Raw genomic sequence first — 22143 nt, forward strand, 5'->3', positions numbered from 1 at the left:
GCCGAGGGTCAAGATCAAGCCTCGCCGAAAACCCGGCGGAAGATCGTGTCGACATGCTTGGTGTGATAGCCGAGGTCGAATTTCTCGCGCAGGTCCGCTTCGGAAAGTGCGGCACGGACCTCCTGGTCCGCCAGCAGCTCCTCGAGAAAATCCTTGCCTTCTTCCCAGACCCGCATCGCGTTGCGCTGTACGAGACGATAGGCGTCTTCGCGAGAGACGCCGGCTTGCGTAAGGGCAAGCAGCACCCGCTGCGAGTGAACAAGCCCGCGGAACTTGTTCATATTCTTCATCATGTTCTCAGGGTAGACGAGCAGCTTGTCGATCACGCTGGTCATGCGCGCTAGGGCGAAATCGAGCGTCACCGTCGCGTCCGGGCCGATCATGCGCTCGACCGAAGAGTGCGAAATGTCACGCTCGTGCCAGAGCGCCACATTCTCCATCGCCGGCAAGGCATAGGAGCGTACCATGCGGGCAAGGCCCGTCAGGTTTTCGGTCAGCACCGGATTGCGCTTGTGCGGCATCGCCGACGAGCCTTTCTGGCCCGGCGAGAAAAACTCTTCCGCTTCGAGCACTTCGGTGCGCTGCAGGTGGCGGACTTCGATCGACAGCCGTTCGATCGATGAGGCGATGACGCCTAATATCGCGAAATACATGGCGTGACGGTCGCGCGGAATGACTTGGGTCGAGACCGGTTCCGGCTTTAGGCCCATGGCGGCAGCGACATGTTCCTCGACGCGCGGATCGATATTGGCAAACGTGCCGACGGCGCCGGAAATCGCGCAGGTGGCGATCTCGTCGCGGGCTTCGAGCAGGCGCGTCTTGTTGCGGTCGAATTCCGCATAGGCTTGGGCGAGCTTGACGCCGAACGTCGTCGGCTCCGCGTGGATGCCATGGCTGCGGCCGATCGTGACCGTGTCCTTGTGCTCGAAGGCGCGACGCTTCAGCGCTTCGAGCAACTTGTCGATATCGGCAAGCAGCAGGTCCGTGGCGCGCACCAGCTGCACGCTGAAGCAGGTGTCGAGCACGTCGGAAGACGTCATCCCCTGGTGGATGAAGCGACTGTCCGGACCGACGAATTCGGCAAGATGGGTCAGGAAGGCGATGACGTCATGCTTGGTGACGGCCTCGATCTCGTCGATGCGCGCGACATCGAATGTGGCGCTGCCGCCCTTTTCCCAGATCGTCTCCGCTGCCGATTTCGGGATCACCCCGATCGCCGCAAGCGCATCGCAGGCATGCGCCTCGATCTCGAACCAGATGCGGAACTTGGTTTCGGGCGACCAGATGGCCACCATATCGGGCCGCGAGTAACGGGAGATCATGGGTTTGTCGTTTCCTTCACGAGTGTCGGCTGCGCTGTAGCAAGAAGCGCGGCGAAGCTCAAGTTTTTGAGAACGATCAAACGAGATCAGGGCGTCGTCTTGACCGGAACGGCGATCCAGCGTCCGTTCTGACCCTCGAAACCGGCGCTGAGGACCATGACCAACGCGACTTCGACCGGAGCACCTTCGAGCGATGAGCCGGTGACGACGCCGGCGAGCCGGTACCCGGTGACGCAGCCGCGTGAGGCGGGAATGCGCTGGTCTTCGTGGACCATGTCATCGACCGGTTTTCCGTTCCGTTCGGTGAAGCGCAGGCGCAGCGAGACCGTCTTTTCGACTATGCCCTCGCATTGCGGATCGAGAGGCTGGGGGACCTCCTCGAGAACAAGCGTATTGGCTTCTCCGACAGGAGGCAGGGCCGGCACGCTGCGATAGCGGAGCTGATGCGGGTCGGTGCCGATCTCGGTGATCGGATTGAAGGCGACGAGTTCACCCGGATGATTGGCAAGCTCGTGAGTTTCGACCATCACATCTGCGTCATTGTGGACCTGCCAGCGGGCCTTGGCGATCGTCGCCCCGTCTTCTTCCAGCCGGACCCGGAACGGCGTACCCGGCAGGTAGGTATCCTTGTTGAGGTCGAGCGCGAAGATATTGGCATAGGGAAAACCGGATCCGTCCTGGATACCGTATTCCTCGAAGGCGAAAACGGCGCCGTCGGAAGAAAAGCCGATCGGGCGGACGCTCGCGATATCGGCAGCCGATGTGGAACCGGCGAACATTATCGCCGCAAATGCCGGAACCGAAGATCGCAAGCCTGACATCATCTGCGTCCGTCCTCCGCCGCAGCTTTCAGCCGCGCGATATTCTCACGATAGGCCGCGATTCCATCGCCTTTGTAAACCGCAGATCCTGCAACAAAGACATTGGCGCCCGCAGCGGTTGCCGCGCCGATCGTCTCGGCGGTAATGCCGCCGTCGACTTCTAGCTCGATCGGCCGGCCGCCGACCATCGTCCTGGCGGCGCGGATCTTGTCGACCATCGCTGGGATGAATTTTTGGCCCCCGAAGCCGGGATTGACGCTCATGATCAGGATCAGGTCGATGTCGTCGAGAACGTTCTCGATCGCCGAGAGCGGGGTTGCCGGGTTGAGCGTGACGCCGACCTTCTTGCCGAGCGAGCGGATCGTCTGAAGCGAGCGGTGCAGGTGCGGCCCGGCTTCAGCATGGACAGTGATGCCGTCGCATCCGGCCTTGGCAAAGGCTTCGAGGTAAGGATCGGCGGGTGAGATCATCAGGTGGCAGTCGAAGAAGGCGGTCGTATACGGCCTCAGCGACTTGATCACATCAGGTCCGAACGAGATGTTCGGCACGAAATGCCCGTCCATCACGTCGAGATGGACCCATTCGGCTCCCGCTTCGACGGCATCGCAAACTTCCTGGCCGAGCTTCGAAAAATCGGCAGCGAGAATGGACGGGGCGATGCGGATCGGCAGGCGCGGGGCCAGGGTCATGGGTCGAAAATCTCCGGTTGTCGGCTGTCCCTCTAACATCGCGACGTCACGGGAACAACGTCACTCGGTCGCCGGACGCGACAGGGTGAACGTCGATCCACGCCATTCGAGCAGGCGGAACGGATTATCCTTCAGTTCATGACCGCGATCGAAGGCAATCGGGCCGATCACCGTATTGAAGGAACGGCTGCCGATCGTCTGCGCCAAAGGTTGGCCGGCCGCCGCAGTCACCGCCTGGTGAACCAGCTCGGTCGCGGCATAAGCGGGCAACATGTAGCCGGTCGCGTCGATATTTTTTGCGCGCAGGGCTGCGACGGCTGCCGCCGCGGAGGGCAGGGCGGCATAATCCGGAAGGGCAACGGCTAAAACGCCGTCGCGCAGCGGCACCGGACGGTTGGCTGCACGCAAGTTATCGCCGCCAAGCAGGGTGAGCGGAATGTTCTCCGAAGCGCCGTCGCGAGCAATGATCGCCATGTCGTTGCGGTCGCCGCCGACGAACACATGGCTTGCGCCCGCCTTGGCGAGACGACGCACCAGCGCCACCTGCTGCTCCTGACCAGGCCGGAAGGTGTCGGTGAAGATCGGCGTGATGCCCATCGGTTCGAGACGCTGGCGGATGGCGCTCGCAAGCTCGCGGCCGTAGATCGTGCCGTCCTCGACCAGCGCGATCGGCTCTGCCTTCCAGATGCTGAGAATGGTTTCCGACAGTTTCTCCGCCTCGTCGCCTTCGGCCGGTGCCATGCGGAAGAAAGGCCAGCCATTGCGCAGCGTGTCTTCCATCAGGATCTTCGAGCGGACAGAGATGGTAATGGCCGGGATCTGGGCCGCCTTCAGCAGCGGCAATGCGGTGGAAAGCGTTTCGACGCAGAGGAAGCCGATGGCGGCAGGCACTTTTGCGTCGGTGAGGTTTTTGGCAGCGGCAGCACCACCGTTCTCATCGCAACTTTCATCGATCTCGACAACGGTATCGCCGGCCGCATCCGCTGCGGCGCGCGCGCCTTGGAAGACCTGGGCGCCGAGCGGTGCGTATGGACCGGAGCGTGGCGCCACGACGCCGATCATTGCCGCCGATGCCGATCCGCATCCGAGAAACGAAGCCAGCAGTCCGGCGATGATGAAACGTCGTGCTGTCATGTTTTCCCTGGGATTCTTCTTCGAAGTGACATTTAGCCTTCTGGTCGCAGCCGTCAAAGAGAATCGGCTTTTGCAAGTAAAAAGCCGCAAGTCCGGTGGACATCAAGAGTTTTTGCCACCATATCTCGAAGAGTAATGCAGGACTGACGGCAGTCCCTGGATGCCTTTCAAGAGATGCCTTTGACGGACCAGCCTCTCCTCGATCCCGTCCACTACCGAAACGGCATGGCGCGGTACGCTGGCCATGTCCAGGTTGTGACGACGGAATTCGAAGGCGTCCGGCGCGGCGTGACGGTGACGGCAGCGTGTTCGGTCTCGGACAATCCGCCGACCGTGCTCGTCTGCCTGAACGGCAGCAACGTCAGCAATGCCATCTTCGAGAAGAGTGGCATCTTTGCTTTGAATTCGCTGGCGGCGCATCATCAGTCGCTGGCGACGGCATTTGCGGGCTTGAGCGGCGTTCCGGCGGACGAGCGATTCGCGCTCGGAGATTGGAAGACACTGATGACCGGAGCCCCGGTTCTTGCCGATGCCGTCGTCAGCTTCGATTGCCGGTTGACCGACATCAAGCGGGTTTCGACCCATTTTGTCATGTTCGGCGAAGTGAGGGCCATGCATTTCGGCGAGGCGAACCCCTCGCTCATCTATCTGGATCGCGGCTTTCGCACATTATAGAACGCCGTTTGAAAGGGTGTAGTCATGCCTGACGGAACAAAAAGCGCTCTGCCGACCTCGATTGACGAAACGATCGCGCTTTTAGGCGCCGAGGACTATCTTGCCGGGCGCTCGCTCGGCACGGTGATTTTCCTGGCGCTGAAAATGAAACGCCCGCTTTTCCTCGAAGGCGAAGCCGGGGTCGGCAAGACCGAGATCGCCAAGACGCTGGCCAAGGCCTTGAACCGGCCGCTGATCCGGCTGCAGTGTTACGAAGGCCTCGATATCTCCTCGGCAGTCTACGAATGGAACTATCCGGCCCAGATGCTGGATATCCGGCTTTCGGAGGCATCGGGCGTCAAGGATCGCTCGCGCATCGAGGCGGATCTGTTTTCCGAACGCCACCTGATCCGCCGGCCGGTGCTGCAGGCGCTTGGCCAGCCGGGTGGTCCGGCGCCGGTCTTCCTGATCGACGAGCTCGACCGTACCGACGAAGCCTTCGAAGCCTTCCTCCTGGAAGTGCTGTCCGACTTCCAGGTGACGATCCCCGAGCTGGGCACGATCAAGGCCGAGGAACCGCCGATCGTCATCATCACCACCAACCGCACCCGCGAGATCCATGACGCGCTGAAGCGGCGCTGCCTGTATCACTGGGTCGATTATCCGGATGCGGCACAGGAACTGGAGATCATCCGCCGCAAGGTGCCGCAATGCTCGGAAACCCTGTCGCGGCAGGTGGTCGCCTATGTGCAGAAGCTGCGAACGGTGGACCTCTTCAAGAACCCCGGCGTCGCCGAAACCATCGACTGGGCGACGGCGCTGACCGAGCTCGACCGGATTGCGCTTGATCCGGAAACGATCGCCGATACGCTCGGCACGCTCTTGAAATATCAGGACGATATCGCCCGCATCAAAGGCGGAGAAGGCGAACGGGTGCTTTCCGAAGTGAAGGCCGAATTTCTGGCAGCAGGGTAGGGATCATGGTGGCTGGTTTCAGCGAAGACGGAATGATCGCGCCCCCGGTTCAGGCCGGTGCTGGAGGCTTTGGCGCGGGGAGGCCCGGCGATGGGCGGCTTGCAGACAACCTCGTCTATTTCTCCCGCGTCCTGCGGCGCGCCGGGCTGAAGACCGGGCCGGCCGCTGCCGCCGACGCGATTGCCGCGGTCGACGCGATCGGCATCGGTTCGCGCGAAGAGTTCCATGCGGCGCTGTCGGCCGTTTTTGTCAAGCGCCATGAGGACCAGCCGGTGTTTGACGAGGCGTTTCGCCTGTTCTGGCGCTCCCGCGATCTGGTCGGCAAGATGATCGCGATGATGTCGCCGAAGGCTGCCGATAATCGCGAAAGGGAAAAGCAGAAGGCCGGTGCGACACGCGTCAGCGAGGCGCTGACCGCCGACCAGCCGGAGACCCCGAACCGCAAGAAACCGCCGGAGATCGAAGTCGACTCCCGCTTCACGACCTCTGCCGGCGAAATCCTCAAGCGCATGGATTTCGCCCAGATGAGCGCGGCCGAACTGGCGGAAGCCCGGCGTGAACTGGTCAAGCTCGCTCTGCCGCTGGACAAGGTGGCGACACGCCGATTCCGGTCGTTCAATCATCCGCCCAGGATCGACCCGCGCGCCACCATGCGCCAGGCGATGAAGAGCGGCGGCGATCTTATTCTGCCGCGGTTTCGCGAGCGCAAGACCGCGCCGCCACCACTCGTGGTGCTTGCCGATATTTCCGGCTCGATGAGCCAGTACACCCGGATCTTTCTGCATTTTCTGCATGCGCTGACGGAAAAGCGCACCCGGGTGCATACCTTCCTGTTCGGCACTCGGCTGACCAACGTCACCCGCCAGATGCGCCGCCGTGATCCGGACGAAGCGCTGGCCGGCTGCACGGACGCGGTGCGCGACTGGTCGGGTGGCACGCGGATCGGTGCGACGCTTGCCGAATTCAACCGGCTCTGGTCGCGCCGCGTGCTGGGGCAGGGCGCTGTCGTGCTGTTGATCACCGACGGCCTCGAGCGGGAGGGTGTCGAGGAGCTGGCGCAGGAAATGGACAGGCTGCACCGGTCCTGCCGCCGTCTGATCTGGTTGAACCCGCTGTTGCGGTTCGATGGTTTCGAGGCACGGGCGCGTGGCGTGCGCGCCATGTTGCCGCATGTGGACGAGTTTCGTGCCGTCCACAATCTGCAATCGCTGGCCGATCTGGCGATTGCATTGTCGGATGACCATACAAAGACCGCGGACCCGCGGCGTTATTTGAACATGAGGAGGGTCGCATGACTGTTTCCGAAATTCTGGACCCGCTGCTGGCCGCCGAGAGCTGGAAGCAGGCCGGCCGTGACGTGGCGATCGCAACGGTGATCGAGACCTGGGGCTCCGCGCCACGCCCGACAGGCAGCCATCTCGTCATCGATGGCGAGGGTAATTTCGAAGGCTCCGTCTCCGGCGGCTGCGTCGAAGGCGCTGTTATCACGGAGGCGCTTGACGTCATCGAGAGCGGCGCCCCGAAAATGCTGGAGTTCGGCGTTGCCGACGAGACCGCATGGCGGGTCGGCCTGTCCTGCGGCGGCCGGATCCGCGTCTATGTGGAAAGGCTCGGCTGATGCAGCTCGAAGCACTGACGAAGCTCAACGCCGCCCGGCGTTCGCGCAGGGCTGCCGTGGTTGTAACCGACCTCGCCGGCGACCACGTGCAGGTCATCCTGGAGGGCGAACCCGTATTCGGTTTGCTCGGGGAGGAAACCGCAAAAGTGTTTCGCAGCGGCAAGGCGGGGACGGTCGAGGTCGAAGGCCGGTCGCTGTTCCTCAACGTGCACCTGCCGCCGCCGCGCATCGTGGTGATCGGCGCCGTGCATATCAGCCAGGCGCTCGCCCGGCTGGCCCCGGTCGCCGGATATGACCTGACGATCATCGATCCGCGGACGGCTTTTGCGACCGAGGAACGTTTCGAGGGGGTCGATCTGATCGCCGACTGGCCGGAAGACGTGTTGAAGGACCGCCCGCTCGACGCCTATACGGCACTGGCGGCCGTTACCCATGATCCGAAGATCGATGATTTCCCGCTCTCCGAAGCGCTGCGGGTTGGGTGCTTTTACGTCGGCGCGCTCGGCAGCCGGAAAACCCATGCGAAGCGGGTGGAGCGGCTGAAGGAAATGGGCCGCAGCGACAACGAGATCAGCCGCATCGCCGCGCCGATCGGCCTCGACATAGGGGCCGCGAGCCCAGCCGAGATCGCACTCGCCACGCTTGCCCAGATCGTCCAGGCGTTCCGCCGACGTGATCTCATCACTGCTGGGTGACGCCATGAGATACGGGACGTTCGAACTCGACGAGGCGGAAGGCGTAGTGCTTGCGCACAGTATCAGACTGCCGGCCGGCCGCATCTCGAAAGGGCACATGCTGTCGCGGGAGGACATCGCCCGGCTTTCGGTAGAAGGCATCAGATCCGTCGTCGCGGTGCAGCTCGATCCGGGCGACATGCTGGAGGACGACGCGGCCCAGGCGATTGCAGATGCGATTGCGCCGGATAATCTCCGTTTCTCAGAGGCGACCACGGGTCGCGTCAACATCTATGCCAAGGTGGATGGCCTTTTTGTCGCCGACAAGAGGGTGATCGACGCACTGAACCGCATCGATCCGGCAATCACGCTTGCTTGTCTTGCCGACCATGTAGCGGTGCGTGCCGGCGACATGGCGGCGACCGTCAAGATCATCCCGCTCGCTGTCGGCGGCGCGAAAGTCGCTGAAGCCGTGGCGCTGCTGGCAGAATCGGTCGCCTTCGAGGTGAAAGCCTTCAGTCCCCGCGCGGTGACCCTGGTCGCGACCGAGCTTCCTTCGCTGAAAGTATCGGTCATGGATCGCACCGCCAAGCTGCTGGAGCAGAGGCTTGCGCCATCTGGTAGCCGGCTAATAAAAGAGATCCGCATTCCCCATTCCGCCGAACGCCTTACCGAGGTTCTTCAGCAGCTTCGGCCGGGGGAAACTAATGAGCCGGCTATGATTATCGTCTTCGGAGCCTCGGCTGTGGCCGATCGCGACGACGTCATTCCCGCCGCCATCCGCCGCGCGGGCGGAGAGGTCGATCAGGTCGGCATGCCCGTCGACCCCGGCAATCTCTTGGTTCTCGGGCGGATCGGCAATGTCCCGGTGCTGGGTGCGCCGGGTTGTGCGCGTTCGCCGAAGGAAAACGGTTTCGACTGGGTCCTGAACCGGCTGATGGCCGGTGAGACGCCCACTTCCTTCGATATCACCGGCATGGGCGTCGGGGGGCTGCTGATGGAAATTCCGACCCGGCCCCGCCCGCGCGATGCGGCGCCGGAAAAGGCGGCGGCACTGTCGGTCGGTGCCTTGATGCTCGCTGCCGGCCAGGCGCGGCGCATGGGCAAGGACGGGCCGCACAAGCTGCTTGCCGAATTCGAGGGCATTCCACTCGTCCGCCGCACCGCTGGCATGCTGCTGTCGTCGCAGGCCTCGCCCGTCGTCGCCGTAACCGGTCATCGGCGCGACGAGATCGAGATAGCGCTGTCCGGCCTCGACATCGGTTCTCACTTCAATCCGGACTATGCCTCCGGCATGGCAAGCTCGCTGGTTGCCGGTTTCTCAAGTTCGGAACTGGCGCAGAAAGACGGCATTCTGGTCATGCTGGCCGACATGCCGGGCGTCACGACGGAGCATCTGAACATGCTGATCGCCGCCTTCCGGCAGGCCGGCGGCGGGGTCGTGGTCCGTTCGGTCTCGGACGGAAAACGCGGCAACCCGATCATTCTGCCGCGGATCGCTTTCGATGCCGTGTTGAGGCTGGAAGGCGATGTCGGAGCTCGGGGGATCATCGAAAACTCCGGACTTTCGGTGATCGACGTGGATATAGGTCCCGCCGCGCATCTGGACGTCGATACGCCGGAGGCGGTGACGGCCGCCGGCGGGATTTTGAAAAGGTAGGCGAATGGACAATTCCGACATCGAGGAAATGTTTGAGGGGCTCGGCCCGGTCTCGATCCGCCGCATGTTCGGCGGCAAGGGCATCTATCACGATGGATTGATCGTCGCGATCGACCTGCGCGGCGAGATCATGCTGAAGGCCGATGCGGTGAGCTCACCGGAGTTCGAAGGCGCTGGTGCCAGGCAATGGTTTTATGAGGGAAAGAAGGGCAAAACCGTGCTGATGCCCTATTGGACCGTGCCGGAAGAAGCCTTCGACGATCCCGACGAGATGCGCAAATGGGTGCGGTTGGCTTTCGAGGCCGCGGTGCGCGCCAACGCCAAATCCTGAACTTCGATCCTGAGTGCTAGATTTCGCATCTTGCTCGACAGGGTGCGAAGCGCATACCGTCCACCGCATAGTGAGGGACGTCGGCCGCCGAATCTCTCGGTAAGCTTGCATCCGGAAATTCTGTCAAAATGATTTCATCAAGTCGACCGCTTCGGTTCTCCGGAGCGGTTTTCGTTTGCACTCATTTTGGGAGATATGAAAAGGCCCTGGCAGAAAAGGCCGAAAGCGGCTGAGGCGGGTTATGAGGATCGAACCAGCCGATGTCCGACAATTTATCTGGCTCCGTGAGCGAAGGCTCACCCGCAAAATCGCGGGTTATGTAGATCAGCGAGACCCAGTGTTGCCCATCGGCCTCGATGATCTCTTCGGCCGTACAAAGAAGCTCAACCCTGCCGATTTTCAGGCCGGTCTCTTCTTCCGCCTCGCGGCGGGCGGCTTGCGAGGAAGGCTCCATCGGATCGACCTTGCCGCCGACAATGTTCCAGAAGCCCGCTTCCGGCGCCTTCAGGCGACGGCAAAGCAGAACCTTGCCGTCGTCGCGCAGGATCACAAGCCCGGCGCCGACGCCCGGGAAATCAATGCCGGGTCTGGGCACGGAAGTTTTAAGCCTTGCCGCCGTTTGCAACGATCAGCATGAAGGCCGGAATATCGTCGCCGAAGCCGACCGGGGTCGGGCCATCGTCATGATCGCGATGGTAGCGCTGGCGACGCTCGCGATTGTCGTCATTTGCGGGTGCCGGTGCAGGTGTCGGCCGTGAGTTGCGGTTGCCACCATTGTTCTGCGGCTTCCTGTCTGCCTTGCGCTCCGGTTTCACGTTTTCCACCCTAGCTTCCACAAATGCCTCTTCGACTGCTTCTATCTGATTATCTTGAATCTTCGTGTCAGCCTTGTGACTCGAATCCCCGCGCCCAGAATCAGCACGTCCCGAATCGCTTCGTCTGCCGCGGCCGCGCTCCTTATCACGATCCCGGCCCTTGCGGCCACCGTGTTCGCTCTCATGGCTTTCCATCGGCGCAGGAAGTGCCGAAATGTCGCCGTTCAGCCATTCGATCTTCTCATTGATGAGGTTCTCGATGGCGGCGAGATATTTGGTGTCGGAGCGAGTGACGAGGGTGAAGGCGCGGCCCGAACGGCCGGCTCGTCCTGTCCGGCCGATGCGGTGGACATAGTCCTCCGCATGGATCGGTACGTCGAAGTTGAAGACATGGCCGACGTCCGGCAAGTCGAGGCCACGTGCGGCAACGTCGGAAGCGACCAGAAGCTGGATATTGCCGTCGCGGAAATTCTGCAGCATCGTCGTGCGGGAACGCTGGTCCATGTCGCCATGCAGAGCGCCGACCGAGAAGCCATGCCGCTCGAGCGAACGGAAAAGGTCCGCCACATCGACCTTGCGATTGCAGAAGATGATCGCGTTCTTGAGATCGTCCTGCGCCTTGATGAGCTCGCGCAGCACGGCGCGCTTCTCGTAATCCTTGTTGTGCGAAGCGACGAGGCGCTGCGTCACGGTCTTGGCGGTCGTGGAAGGCTTGGCCACCTCGATCCGTTCCGGGTTCTGCAGGAAGCGGTCGGCGAGCTTCTGGATTTCCGGCGGCATGGTGGCCGAGAAGAACAGCGTCTGCCGGGTGAAGGGGATCATCTTGGCGATCCGCTCGATATCCGGGATGAAGCCCATGTCGAGCATGCGGTCGGCCTCGTCGATGACAAGGATCTCGACGCCGGTCATCAAAAGCTTGCCGCGCTCGCAGTGGTCGAGCAGACGGCCGGGGGTGCAGATCAGCACGTCGGCGCCGCGTTCCAGCTTGCGGTCCTGGTCGTCGAAGGACACGCCGCCGATCAGCAGCGCGACGTTGAGCTTGTGGTTCTTGCCGTATTTTTCAAAATTTTCGGCGACCTGGGCGGCGAGTTCGCGGGTCGGCTCGAGGATCAGTGTCCGTGGCATGCGAGCGCGAGCGCGGCCCTTTTCCAGAAGCGTCAGCATCGGGAGAACGAAGGAGGCCGTCTTGCCCGTGCCGGTCTGTGCGATGCCGCAGATATCGCGGCGCTGCAGCGCGTGCGGGATTGCCCCTTCCTGGATCGGCGTGGGGATCGTGTAACCCGCGTCTGTGACAGCGGAGAGGACTTTCTGGCTCAGGCCAAGATCAGCAAATGTGGTCAAAGGGAATTCTGTTTCCGTTCCGGTTCTATACGAACACTTATGGGAGTCGGCGCATGCTGGCCGGCAACTGGCCGCGACATAGGACCAAAATGTCCAAAAGTCAAGGAATGCAGGGCGATTGGCGATAGGATTGGTGAATGAAAACGCTCGCTGAGCAAGCCGGCTACCGTTTATATAGGCAAACAATTGCCTTCTGCCTAGGCGCGTCCCTCAATTGAGGTAGGTGGTGAGCTTCATGCCGGCATTGAGGAAGTGCACTGGGTCGATCGGATTGCCGTCTCGGCGGACCTCGTAATGGACATGCGGACCGGTGGAACGGCCGGTCGAGCCTGCCCTGCCGATCACCTCTCCGGCGGCGATCTCGTCGCCTTCCTTCACCAAGATTTTCGACATATGGCCGTAGCGGGTGGTGATTCCCTGGCCATGGTCGATCTCGACCATGTTGCCGTAACCGCTGGCAGCACCCGCCGAGATTACCTTGCCGGAGCCGGTGCTTTTTACGTCGTCGCCGGTGGAGGCCTGGAAGTCGATGCCTGCATGCAACGCCATCCGGCCGAGGAAAGGATCGATGCGGTTGCCGTAGCGGCTGGTGACCGGGCGGCCGGGGGCGGGATTGCCGAAGGGCAGGTCGCGCGCCGTCTCGCGCACGCTTTCCAGCCGGCTGAGCGCCGCATCGAGCTCGTCGAGCGAGGCATCGAAGGCGCCGATATTGGTCTGCGGTGCGACATAGGGGCCGCCAACGCCGTCCGTGGCATCTTCAGCACCGTTGTCTGCGGATGCCACTTCGACGCCGGTCCGCTTCAGGATCGCGGCGATCGCGTCTGCTGTTTCCGAAGCGCCGGTCGTCAGATCGGCGATCTTGGCAAGCTGCTCCTTCTCGATGTTCTTCAGCGACAGCGTCACCTTGGAGAAAACCCGGTCGGCGCGGTCGGCAATGTTTTCACGCAAAGGCGCATAACCGAGCGCAGTTGGCGTCTGGAGCGGGGTGGCGGAAGTCTTGCCGGAGAGCAGCTTCTCGATCGCCTGGACGCCGCCGCTACCACCGGAAAGCGAAGCCTGGCGTTCCTGGGCCGGCGGCTGGAGCATGGCCGGCGTCGGTGGCTCCGGTGTCGTGAGGCCGGATTCCTCGGCGCGGTTCAGAAGAGAACCCAGCTTGCCGTGGCGCGAAAAGAGGGCGTTCTGCTGTTCCAGCAGCTTCTCGACCTTCTGCTCGACCACCTGCTGGTCGAGGAGCTGGCGCGAGGTGATCCGGTCGAGCTGGGCGCGCAGCGCCGCGATCCGGTCTTCGTAATCGTATTGCATGCGGGCCTGGCGCGCCATGGTCGCGCCGATCAGGTCGTCACGGATCACCAGATAGGAGGTGGCGCCAAGATAGCCGATTGCGAAAATGCCGAGAAAACAGAAGGTCAATGCGGCCATCCAGGGCCGGATGGTCATGTGGCGGATCTTCTCACCGCTGGCGAAAATGAGAACGTGCTGAGGCGCCCGTTTCCCAAACACCCGGCTTTCGGTTCCCTTCGCCACGCGGATCTCCCGGAGATGCGACTCGTCCGGCCGCTGTTCTCATTGTCGGGATTACACATGGATATGGTTAACGAACGCTTTAATCGGGGCGTTCAGGCGTAGCTGGTGGAGGTCAGCGACCTGTAGAATGACGGCGTCAGGCCCGCCTCGGCCCGGGCGATATCGTTGAACGGCGCTTTCAGCGATCCGCGGAAATTGGCGCGCACCAGCTGCTGGAACGTCGCTGCCGGATCCTTGCGCTCGCGGGCGCAGAGAAAGCGGAACCATTTTGCGCCGATCGCCACGTGGCCCTTCTCATCGTTGTAGATGACGTCGAGGATGGCCGCGCTTTCGAGATCGCCGGTCTCGCGCATCTTCGCCTGCAGGGATGGGGTCACGTCGAGACCGCGCGCCTCAAGAATGAGCGGCACGACGGCAAGGCGGGCAGTGAGGTCGTTGCGCGTGGAATGGGCCGCCTGCCACAGCCCGTCATGGGCTGGCATGTCGCCATAGTCGGCACCCATCTCGTTCAGCCGGCCCCGCACCATGCGAAAGTGTTTCGCCTCTTCGAAAGCCACCTGCATCCAGCCGTCGAAGAAGGAATTCGGCACCGGCTCGGTCGCAAACCGGGCGACGATGTCGAGTGCCAGATCGACAGCATTGAGCTCGATATGGGCGATCGCGTGCAGCGTTGCGAGGCGGCCGTTGACGGTATGCAATGAGCGCTTGCCGACCGCCTTCGGCGGCACCAGTTCGGGCTTTGCCGGCCGGCCGGGACGCTCGGGGAGGGGCGGATCGAGTGGAGAGCGGAGCGACAGCCGCCGCTCGAACCACCGGGTGGCGGTCTGCTGCGCCAGCCGCGTCTTGATATCGAGGTCGGCCGACAGGATTGCCGCCGTTGCGCCGCCCCTAAGCGACGTGATCGAGAACTCACCCGACATCGATCTGTCTCCTGCCTATAGCGCCTTGAGGCTTTCAAGCACCTCCTCGGCATGGCCTTTTACCTTCACCTTCGACCAGATCCGGGCGATGCGCCCGTCCGCGCCGATCAGGAAGGTCGTGCGTTCCACGCCCATATAGGTCCGGCCATACATGCTCTTCTCCTTCCAGACGCCGTAGAGATTGGCAAGGGCAGTGTCTTCGTCAGCCGCCAGGATGACCGAAAGGCCATGCTTCTTGGCGAACTTGTCATGCTTCTTGACGCTGTCGGGCGACACGCCGATGACCGACGCGCTCACCTTTTCGAATTCCGGCAAGAGGCCCGTAAACGAGATAGCCTCCTTGGTGCAGGCCTCCGTGTCGTCTTTGGGATAGAAATAGAGGACGACCGGTTTTCCCGTAAACGTCTTGAGGGAAACGGAGCCGCCGCCGTCGCGCGGAAGTTCGAACTCCGGTGCGATGTCGCCAATGGTCAAATCGGCCATGGATTTCCTTTCTTTCGCCGGTATCGTGGATGATATTCGCCACAATCGGTATATACTCGCCCGAGCGACGTCCAGAGCGGTCGCGCCCGGCCCGAAGACGAATGCAGAAAGACGAGTCCTCAACCTGATGTCGGAAATTCGCGGAGAAAGGGTCAGTTTCAGCCGGAAAGAAATCATTCCGCTGCATGAATTACCCTCCGCACAGATCGAGGATCCGATTATCGTGCACTGCCCGCCACCAAGCCGGCGAGGCAGGCGATTCGGCAAGACACTGCTGTTTTTCCTCCTTCTGGTTTTTGTTGCAATCGGAAGCGCCGTTTTCGCAATCGAGGGTGGCATGGTCGACAGCACGCTTTCGTCGCGTGCCCAGAGCGCCATCAACAATGCAATCGGTCCGCGTTACGTGGCCACTGTCGGCTCGACCGCCATCCGTTTCGATTCGAGGTTACGTCTGGCGCTGGAAGCGCGTGACGTCGATATCGTCGAACAGGCGACCGGCGAACATCTGAGCCGTGCCGGCGCCATGCGCATGGCCGTCGATCCGCTGGCGCTTCTCGGCGGTCGCGTGTCCATCAAGCACATGGAGGCGGAACATATCCGTCTCGACACGGCGCAATTGCCCTCCGGCGATCCGTTGCCGATCTCGGAAGTCCGCGTCGATGCCATGCCGGCTCTGCTGGAGGAGATTTTCCAGCGCCTCGACGAAGCCAAGGCGCTCATCGAGCGAACCGGGACCGGCTCCGTCAGCATCGCCGGAATAGAGATCCTCTTGCCGGCAGCGCCCGGACGCAAGCCGATCATGCTGGTCGTCGACGATCTCGAACTGACGCGCAGCGCCGAAGGCGAGGTGGTGATCAACGGCGCGATCAGCCTCAACGGCCGCAAAGCCGTCCTCATCGCAGCGTCGAAGACCATCGAAGGGGTTACGTCGTCACTTTCTGCCAAGCTGACGGGCCTCGAGGTGACATCTTTCATGTTGCAACGAACCGAGGATGGTCAGCCGCGCGAGGGGATCGAAGGCTCCCTAGATCTCGATCTTTCGGCGGTTCGCTCACGTGAGACTGCAAAGCCGGCTATCACCGCGACGCTTCGCCAGTCTCCCGGCCATTTTTATTTCGATGGCATCCAGCAGACTTTGAGCGGCGCCAATATCAACGTGGCCTATGATTTCTCGAAGAACTCGATCGAGCTGCTGAAATCCGAGGTCCGTTTCGGGCCGACAATCCTGCCGTTCACCGGCGCGGTGATCGATCTCAGCCGGCTCAATCCGGACGACAAGCGTCCGGGGTTCGGCCTCGATGTTCTGATCAGCGGCGCAACAGCCGTCGGCGCTTCGGCAAGCGAGCAGCCCGCCCGCTTCGATCTCAAGGCGAATGGGCGATACCTGTCGGCAGATCGCGCGCTTCAGTTCGATGAGATGGCGGTTTCCAGCCCTCTCGGCCGCATGGCCGGGTCTCTCAAAGTGCGGTTCGGCAACCAGTCTCCCGAGATCAGTTTCGGGGCGCAGCTGCCGCATATGGAAGTGACCGGGGTCAAGCAGCTCTGGCCGTTCTGGATGGCCCGCAAGCCGCGCGATTGGGTGATGGACAACATGTTCGGCGGCACCATCACCAATGGCTCGATCGCCGTCTTCATTCCGGCGGGCCGGATGAAGGGGCCGGGCATTCCGATGGAGCTCGACAAGAACGAGCTGCAGATCGGTTTTGATCTCGCCAATACCCGGATCAACCTGCCGGGCGACGTGCCTCCGCTGCGCGATATCGATGGCCGTTTCGATTTGAGGGGCGAGGTGATGCAGGTCGATATCGCACGCGCATCTTCCTTCTTTCCGTCCGGTCGGTTCGTCGCCGTTGAAGGTGGCCGGTTCTCGATCCCCTCGACCTATGTAAAACCGCTGATGGCGGACCTTTCGCTCAAGATTGCGGGACCCGCCGATGCGATGACGGAGCTTGCGAATTTCCGGCCGATCAATGCGCTGAAGGGGACCGAGTTCAAGCCGGAGGATTTTTCCGGTCACGCTCGCGTCGACCTCAAGGCCCATATGGGGCTGATCCTGGCGCACAATCCGCCGAAACCTACCTGGAGCGCCCATATCGATCTGGACGACATTGATCTCGGCCCGCAGTTTTCCGGCCGCAAGATCGGCGGCCTGGATGGCACGCTCGACATCGACAACCTGGCGGCACGGCTTGTAGCCAAGGGGACGATCGATGATGTGCCGGCCGATATCACGCTGGTCGAACCAGTCGGGCCGGCGTCCTCGGTCAAGCGCGAGCGGATCGTCAAGACCGTCCTCAACAACGATCAGCGGGAAAAACTCGCGCCGGGTCTCTCCGACGTGATCGACGGGACGGTGACGGCTCAGTTGACACGGATCGACGAAACCCGCCAATCCGTCTCGCTCGATCTCAGCCGAGCAACGCTTTCCATCCCGTGGCTCGGCTGGACCAAGGGCGGCGGCATTCCGGCCAAGGCGCAATTCGAGTTGTCTGACACCGGAGAACGTTCCGATATCCGCAATTTCGAACTCTCCGGCGACGGGTTTGGGGCGCGCGGCACCTTCGCGCTCAATGGCGGGAGCCTGACGTCGGCGGACTTCTCGCATATGCAGCTCTCGCCGTCCGACAATTATGCGGTGAGCGTCAAACGCACCAAGGGTAATTTCGACGTCTCGATCAGCGGCTCCGTCGTCGATATGCGGCCCGTCGTCACCAAAGTCCGGGCAGGCGGAAAGAGCGGCAGCGGCACCAAGCGCGGTGGCGACGATACGAGCAACGCCACCGTGCGGGGCAAGCTCGACCGCATGATCGGGTTCAATGACCAGACGCTCTCGAATGTGTCATTCCTGTTTTCGAGCCGTAGCGGCAATATTTCAGCGGCGGATTTTTCCGGCTCGACGGAAAGCGGTCAGGCGGTCGTCAGTGAGATGAATGCGGGCGACACGATTTCCATCACCAGTGGCGACGCCGGCGCGATCATCCGCTTCATGAACCTCTACGACAACATGCGCGGCGGGCTTTTGAACCTGCGCCTGAAGGCGCAGGGCGATGCCTGGACCGGTGCCATCGATCTGCGCAATTTCGCGCTGGTCAACGAGGCCAAACTCCAGTCTCTCGTTGCGACGCCGGACCAGGAGGGCCGCAGCCTGAACACGGCAACGAAAAAGAACATCGATGTCAATTCGGCCAAATTCCAGCGCGGTTTCGCAAGCCTGCTTTATCGGAATGGCTCGTTTGCCATAGAAAACGGCGTCGTGCGTGGCGAGCAGATCGGTGCGACCTTCCAGGGCCTGGTGCGCGATGCGAAAGGCAATATGGAGATGACCGGAACATTCATGCCGGCTTACGGCCTGAACCGCTTGTTCGGCGAGTTGCCGCTGATCGGCGCCATCCTCGGCAACGGCCGCGATCGCGGCCTGCTCGGCATCACCTTCAAGCTCGAAGGCCCGTTCGAGAAACCGAGGCTCACCGTCAATCCGCTGTCGCTGATCGCGCCCGGTATCTTCCGGCAGATTTTCGAGTTCCAATAAAAAGGGCCGCTCGTGGCGGCCCGTTTCAACTCGCTATCGAGACGCTCGGCTCAGGCCGGGCGCACCAGGATGTGCTTCTTCTTGCCGAGCGAGAGCTTGATGACACCGTCGCCGGTGATCTCGCCGGTGCCGATGGTCATGCGTTCGTCGCTGACGGCCTGATCGTTGATGCGCACGGCGCCGCCCTGGACGTGACGGCGCGCTTCGCCGTTCGAACCGGCAAGGCCGGCGCGCACGATCAGCGACAGGAGGCCGATCCCGGCTTCGAGATCGGCAGTGGGAACCTCGACCGACGGCAGGTTTTCGGAAAGCCCGCCTTCCTCGAACGTCTTGCGGGCGGTCTCCGCTGCTTCTTCCGCCGCTGGGCGACCGTGCAGGATGGCCGTGATCTCGGTTGCGAGGATCTTCTTGACCTCGTTGATCTCCGAGCCGCCGAGCGCTGAAAGCCGCGCGATCTCGTCCATCGGCAGCGTCGTGTAAAGCTTCAGGAAGCGCGGAACGTCGGCATCCTCGGTATTGCGCCAGTATTGCCAGAAATCATAGGCCGACAGCATGTCCGGGTTGAGCCAGATGGCGCCCGTCGCCGATTTGCCCATCTTGGCGCCGGAGGACGTGGTCAGGAGCGGCGAAGTCAGCGCAAAAAGCTGTTGCGTCCCCATGCGGTGACCAAGGTCGATACCGTTGACGATATTCCCCCACTGATCCGAGCCGCCCATCTGCAGCCGGCAGCCCGTCCGCTTGGCGAGTTCCACGAAGTCATAGGCCTGGAGGATCATGTAGTTGAATTCCAGGAAGGACAGCGACTGCTCACGATCGAGGCGCGTCTTGACGCTCTCGAACGACAGCATCCGGTTGACCGAGAAGTGCCGGCCGACGTCGCGCAGGAATTCGAGATAGTTGAGGCTGCGCAGCCAGTCGGCATTGTTGATCATCAGTGCGTCCTTCGGACCTTCGCCATAAGCGAGGTAGTTCGCGAAGACGCGCTTTATCGAGGCGATGTTGCCTTCGATCGTGTCGACGGTCATCAGTTGGCGCGCTTCGTCCTTGAACGAGGGATCGCCGACCATGCCGGTGCCGCCGCCCATCAGCGAGATCGGCCGGTGGCCGGTCTGCTGCATCCAATGCAGCATCATGATCTGGATCAAGCTGCCGGCGTGCAGGCTCGGCGCCGTTGGGTCGAAGCCGATATAGCCGGTGACGATTTCCCTCGAAAACAGTTCGTCGAGCCCGGTCTCGTCGGAAACCTGGTGGATGAAACCGCGCTCGTCGAGCGTACGGAGGAAATCGGACTTGAACCTGGACATGATCTAACTCTGGCAGGGTGGGTTTTGGGATATGTGGCCGCGCCTCTAGCACTGTTTTTGCCGGTAATCACTTCAAAAGTGATGTTGGGTGTGATCAGCGCGACGAATGGGCGGCTGCCAACGAGGAACCTTGCAATTTCCGCAGGACGCAATAGCAGGTGCAAGAAGGACAGGTTATGCATTAACGGTTTCTTGTTCCATGGGCTTTTAACATCCTGCCCGGGACGCGATAACCGGGTGGTGTGCAGGTCTCCTGCATTGATGGGCTGATGAACGGGGCTGCCTTTTTCCTCGCGGTGAATTTTATCATCGCCATGTGTTTCGGTGCGGTTTTTGTTGTGGTTTCCACGCGCAGCCGCTCGCGGACGGCTGCGCTCTGGTTTGCCGCCGCTTTTACCGTCGCCTCGCTCTCGTCAGTCTGTGAATTGCTGGTCGCCTATGCGTATCTCACGAAATTCTGGGCAATCTGCGCCTTCGCATCGGTGCTCGGTGGCATGACCTTGCTCAGGGTCGGTATCGGCACTCTCTACGGCCGGAAGGTCGCGCCCGTCTGGGCGGGCTGTTTTCTGATGACGGGCATCTGCCTCGACCTGCTGATCTACGACCTGCCGCGCGGAACGGCTGCACATGCCTTTTCCTACCAGACACCGTTTGCATTGGCGCTCCTTTCGAGCGCGGCGGCCATCTTTTCATCGACCCGCCGGCTGGCGGTCGACCGGGCGCTTGGTTATCTGCTGCTGGCGACCGGCCTGCATTTCTTCGCAAAGGCGAGCCTTGCCGTGATTGCGGGGGCGGGCACGACCGCCAAGGATTATATCGGCACCAATTACGCGCTGATCTCACAAAGCTCGACTGCCGTGCTGATGGTCGCGGTCGGATTGACGCTGCTGTCGGTTCTGGTCCTGGAGATCATGGCGGACGAGCGCAGCAATTCGGAGAAGGATGCGCTTTCCGGTCTCGCCAATCGCCGCGGCTTCGAGAATGGCGTCAAGGCGGCGATGGCGCTGGCGCCGAAGGCCGGGCACGTTGTGATCATCTGCGATCTCGACCATTTCAAGCGCATCAACGACACCTACGGCCATCACGGTGGTGATCTGGTGATCCAGGCCTTCAGCGATCTGTTGCAGACGAGTGCCGCCAAGAATGCCGTGGTCGGCCGCATCGGCGGCGAGGAGTTCGCGATCTTCCTCCCCAGTACGACGCTCGACATGGCGACGCTGTTTGCGCAGGCGCTCCGGGGCGGAACGATGGGAATCACAGTCAGCGCGCTCCCGTCCTCCTTTGCCGTGACTGCAAGTTTCGGCGTGGCGGAACTTGCGCCGGGAGGCGATCTTGCGGGAGCCATGCGAGACGCCGATGCTGCTCTCTACGAGGCCAAGCGCTCCGGCCGCAACCGCGTCAGGCAGGCGCGGCATATCGGCTCTCCGCAGCCGAAATCCATCAAAGCCGTCAAATGAAAACGGCCGCCGAAGCAGCCGTTTTAGCCAACAGTTTTTAAAAGCGATCAGCGAATGCGCTTGGCTGCCGGTTCAGGCACCAATTCGCCGTTGAGGCGTCGGTCGAGATAATCCTCGCATTCGCCCATCAGCGTGTCCACCTGGCCGTTGAAGAAGTGATTGGCACCCTCGACTATCCGATGGGTGATCAGAATGCCCTTCTGCGTCTTCAGCTTTTCCACGAGCCCGTTGACGTCCTTTTCGGGCGCCACCTTGTCGCTGTCGCCGTTGATGATCAGGCCGGACGACGGGCAGGGCGCAAGGAACGAGAAGTCGTAGATGTTCGGCTGCGGCGCGATCGACATGAAACCCTCGATCTCAGGACGGCGCATCAGGAGCTGCATGCCGATCCAGGCGCCGAACGAATAACCGGCGACCCAACAGCTCTTCGAATCGGGATGCAGGCTCTGCACCCAGTCGAGCGCCGAGGCAGCATCCGAAAGCTCTCCGGCGCCGTGGTCGAATTCGCCCTGGCTGCGACCGATGCTGCGGAAATTGAACCGGAGCGTCGTAAAACCGCGCTTCTGGAACATGTAGAAGAGCTGGTAGACGATCTGGTTGTTCATCGTGCCGCCAAACTGCGGGTGCGGGTGCAGGACGATGGCGATCGGGGCGCTCTTTTCCTTGGATGGCTGGTAACGACCTTCAAGGCGGCCGGCTGGGCCGTTGAAAATGACTTCGGGCATCGGTACTCCGGTCAATATGTTCAGGCTCCAAACGAGTATCACGTCGAGTTTGACTTGACGAAGACGCTCAGCTTTTCTAAACTCAGTTTAGAACCATTCGAAACTTTGGGCTGCATGCTGGATGCGCGCCCGATGCGATGTCTCTTACGGCAAGGCCGACGGAAATT

General features: G+C 61.9%; 20 protein-coding genes. 9 read left to right on the plus strand and 11 right to left on the minus strand.

Going from position 1 to position 22143, the window contains the following annotated elements; genetic code table 11:
• Positions 1-14 precede the first annotated feature (14 nt).
• From purB to RG540_RS08630, 4 genes are all read right to left on the minus strand, one after another.
• A complete protein-coding gene (gene purB / locus RG540_RS08615; RefSeq protein ID WP_038586718.1) occupies positions 15-1322 on the minus strand; it encodes an adenylosuccinate lyase in 1308 nt (435 codons plus the stop codon).
• Positions 1323-1408: 86 nt separating this feature from the next.
• Entirely contained in the window at positions 1409-2146 is a 738-nt protein-coding gene (locus tag RG540_RS08620) for a DUF2259 domain-containing protein (protein WP_051899713.1), read from the minus strand.
• Entirely contained in the window at positions 2143-2832 is a 690-nt protein-coding gene (rpe, locus tag RG540_RS08625; protein ID WP_038586722.1) for a ribulose-phosphate 3-epimerase, read from the minus strand. The genes RG540_RS08620 and rpe overlap by 4 nt, the downstream gene beginning before the upstream one ends.
• Before the next feature lie 60 nt (positions 2833-2892).
• A complete protein-coding gene (locus tag RG540_RS08630) occupies positions 2893-3966 on the minus strand; it encodes a branched-chain amino acid ABC transporter substrate-binding protein (RefSeq protein ID WP_038586725.1) in 1074 nt (357 codons plus the stop codon).
• 174 nt (positions 3967-4140) lie between these two features.
• Here RG540_RS08630 and RG540_RS08635 point away from each other — a divergent pair, with 174 nt between their 5' ends.
• Genes RG540_RS08635 through RG540_RS08665 form a run of 7 tightly spaced genes read left to right on the plus strand, consistent with a single transcriptional unit; the run spans position 4141 to position 9878 of the window.
• Positions 4141-4641, plus strand: a complete 501-nt coding sequence (locus RG540_RS08635) for a flavin reductase (RefSeq protein ID WP_038586728.1) — start codon at positions 4141-4143, stop codon at positions 4639-4641.
• A 24-nt stretch (positions 4642-4665) separates the two neighbouring features.
• Complete coding sequence (locus tag RG540_RS08640) at positions 4666-5595, plus strand: AAA family ATPase (protein ID WP_038586731.1); 930 nt, start codon at positions 4666-4668, stop codon at positions 5593-5595.
• Between the two features lie 32 nt (positions 5596-5627).
• Entirely contained in the window at positions 5628-6890 is a 1263-nt protein-coding gene (locus RG540_RS08645) for a vWA domain-containing protein (protein WP_046601086.1), read from the plus strand.
• A complete protein-coding gene (locus RG540_RS08650) occupies positions 6887-7213 on the plus strand; it encodes an XdhC family protein (RefSeq protein WP_038586736.1) in 327 nt (108 codons plus the stop codon). Before RG540_RS08645 ends, RG540_RS08650 begins: the two co-directional genes overlap by 4 nt.
• Entirely contained in the window at positions 7213-7908 is a 696-nt protein-coding gene (locus RG540_RS08655) for an XdhC family protein (RefSeq protein ID WP_038586739.1), read from the plus strand. Before RG540_RS08650 ends, RG540_RS08655 begins: the two co-directional genes overlap by 1 nt.
• A 4-nt stretch (positions 7909-7912) precedes the next feature.
• On the plus strand, positions 7913-9547 hold the full coding sequence (locus tag RG540_RS08660; protein ID WP_038586741.1) for an NTP transferase domain-containing protein: 1635 nt from the start codon (positions 7913-7915) through the stop codon (positions 9545-9547).
• Between the two features lie 4 nt (positions 9548-9551).
• Positions 9552-9878 (plus strand): TfoX/Sxy family protein, encoded by a 327-nt coding sequence (locus tag RG540_RS08665; protein WP_038586744.1) that lies wholly within the window; start codon positions 9552-9554, stop codon positions 9876-9878.
• A gap of 181 nt (positions 9879-10059) precedes the next feature.
• On the opposite strand, the gene RG540_RS08670 is transcribed toward RG540_RS08665, so the two are convergent.
• From RG540_RS08670 to bcp, 5 genes are all read right to left on the minus strand, one after another.
• Complete coding sequence (locus RG540_RS08670) at positions 10060-10473, minus strand: NUDIX domain-containing protein (RefSeq protein ID WP_038586746.1); 414 nt, start codon at positions 10471-10473, stop codon at positions 10060-10062.
• A gap of 7 nt (positions 10474-10480) precedes the next feature.
• Positions 10481-12034: a DEAD/DEAH box helicase gene (locus RG540_RS08675; protein WP_038586749.1), complete on the minus strand. Its 1554-nt coding sequence runs from the start codon at positions 12032-12034 to the stop codon at positions 10481-10483.
• Positions 12035-12244: 210 nt separating this feature from the next.
• Positions 12245-13558 carry a M23 family metallopeptidase gene (locus tag RG540_RS08680; protein WP_038586752.1) on the minus strand — a complete coding sequence of 438 codons (1314 nt, stop codon included), beginning with the start codon at positions 13556-13558 and terminating at the stop codon, positions 12245-12247.
• A gap of 92 nt (positions 13559-13650) precedes the next feature.
• Positions 13651-14478, minus strand: a complete 828-nt coding sequence (locus tag RG540_RS08685; protein ID WP_038586755.1) for a ferritin-like domain-containing protein — start codon at positions 14476-14478, stop codon at positions 13651-13653.
• Positions 14479-14493: 15 nt separating this feature from the next.
• Positions 14494-14961: a thioredoxin-dependent thiol peroxidase gene (gene bcp, locus RG540_RS08690; protein ID WP_038586759.1), complete on the minus strand. Its 468-nt coding sequence runs from the start codon at positions 14959-14961 to the stop codon at positions 14494-14496.
• Positions 14962-15088: 127 nt separating this feature from the next.
• On the opposite strand from bcp, the gene RG540_RS08695 reads away from it, so the two are divergent.
• Positions 15089-18490, plus strand: coding sequence for a YhdP family protein (locus tag RG540_RS08695; protein WP_038593353.1), 3402 nt, complete (start codon positions 15089-15091; stop codon positions 18488-18490).
• A 50-nt stretch (positions 18491-18540) separates the two neighbouring features.
• Here the strand turns inward: RG540_RS08695 and tyrS are convergent, their stop codons facing one another.
• Positions 18541-19794, minus strand: coding sequence for a tyrosine--tRNA ligase (tyrS, locus tag RG540_RS08700; RefSeq protein ID WP_038586762.1), 1254 nt, complete (start codon positions 19792-19794; stop codon positions 18541-18543).
• Between the two features lie 269 nt (positions 19795-20063).
• Between tyrS and RG540_RS08705 the strand changes: the two genes are divergently transcribed.
• Positions 20064-21251 (plus strand): GGDEF domain-containing protein, encoded by a 1188-nt coding sequence (locus tag RG540_RS08705; protein WP_046601016.1) that lies wholly within the window; start codon positions 20064-20066, stop codon positions 21249-21251.
• A gap of 47 nt (positions 21252-21298) precedes the next feature.
• On the opposite strand, the gene RG540_RS08710 is transcribed toward RG540_RS08705, so the two are convergent.
• Entirely contained in the window at positions 21299-21976 is a 678-nt protein-coding gene (locus RG540_RS08710; protein WP_038542924.1) for an alpha/beta hydrolase, read from the minus strand.
• Positions 21977-22143 lie beyond the last annotated feature (167 nt).

The organism is Neorhizobium galegae bv. orientalis str. HAMBI 540, assembly GCF_000731315.1.
Lineage (GTDB): Bacteria > Pseudomonadota > Alphaproteobacteria > Rhizobiales > Rhizobiaceae > Neorhizobium > Neorhizobium galegae.